Genomic DNA, 1,461 nt, shown 5'->3' on the forward strand with positions numbered 1-1,461 from the left:
CCCTGATTACGATGAGTAGTCGGGGCTTTTTTGTTGTGTTTATATATTACTCTACCTATTTAGGGGTGAATTATATTTATCGAACTGTAGCGACTTGTTCATTGTAGTTTTGCTAACCTTCTCGAGAGTAATAATAGACGATTGTACGGGTGAGATGAATCAGCCCCTACGCCTACGGTGTGTTCGCTGTTATACATTTACGCACTGAATAAACCTTGTGGTGTGTTTGTTGGATTATGAATGATTGTCGGGCGAGATGAATCTGCCCCTACGCCTACGGTGTGTGCGCTGATATTATGCAATGAATAAACCTTGTGGTGTGTTTGTTGGATTATGAATGATGTACGGGTGAGATAAATCTGCCCCTACGTCTACGGAATGTTTGTTGATATGGTAGTGTCTTAAAAAAGTGTGTAAGCCCATATTTTTCTTCTCTTTGCATTTGAAAACAACAAAATAAAGAAACAATGGAACTTACACGTTGGCAAATTTCAGAAATTCTTTCGAATTACACAAGTAGTAGCGAAGGTTTTATCCTAGTGAGGGAGATATATGCTGGAAGGAAGAACTTGAAGTGTTGAAAGAACGAGGAGTTACTCAAATAGACTTAGTAGTATCTGATGCACTTCAAGGAATAGAGATTGCTGTTTGTGCAGCTTTTCCCCAGGAATCTCATCATTTTTGTGTAGCTCACGTCAAGCAAAAATACTAAATTGTGGATAAACCGCAGATGGCTGAGGAACTCAATGATGTATTTACTTTAGAAAATAAAGAGATGGGATCCTGGTCGGAGCATAAACAATTTATTACTTTTGTAGCCAAATGGGAAAATAAATACCCAATATTGAAAAAGTATAAAGCCGACTACAACATCGCTTACTTTACATATATGGACTTTCCTGTGCAAGTGCAAAGGTGCATATATACGACTAATTGGATTGAAAGACTCAATAGAAAATATAAGAGAACGATAAAAACGAGAACATCAATGCCAACAAGTAAGTCGGTACTTTTCCTACTAGCAAGTGTTGCCATGGAAGAAACAAAAACAACATATTCAAGAAAAAATTATAAATGCAAATTCTGGAAACAAAAGGAAGGAAAACGAATAAAATAAAAAGAGAAGAAAGAGAGGACTTACACACTTTTTCAGACACTACCAAAAGATAAGAGAAATAATAAAGCAAAATTCAATTAACAAAAGAATTTTTGATAATAAAACAATGAAATATCAGAGTAAATAACTACATTTGCAGTTGTGCACTTTTGTTTGACAACGTACAATCATTCCAATCATTTGCACTTACAAGGATTCAAACCCAATATAAAAACAGTAGAGTATATAAATGCTCTTCCTGAAGTAGTTGTTATTGGAAAACGAAAATGAAAATGAAAAAAACACTCCTTATATTGATTATTTTAGAGGGTGTGTCAAAATTGATACATCCTCTTTTTTACTCT

The 1,461-nt window shown here is 34.8% G+C and carries 1 pseudogene; it reads left to right on the forward strand.

The annotated features are described in order from the left end of the window. Positions 1 to 532 precede the first annotated feature (532 nt). Positions 533 to 1,117 (forward strand): annotated as a pseudogene (locus HMPREF9144_RS12440) (transposase); the annotation flags it as partial. Between the last annotated feature and the right edge of the window lie 344 nt (positions 1,118 to 1,461).

This window comes from Prevotella pallens ATCC 700821, assembly GCF_000220255.1.
GTDB classification, from domain to species: Bacteria; Bacteroidota; Bacteroidia; order Bacteroidales; family Bacteroidaceae; genus Prevotella; species Prevotella pallens.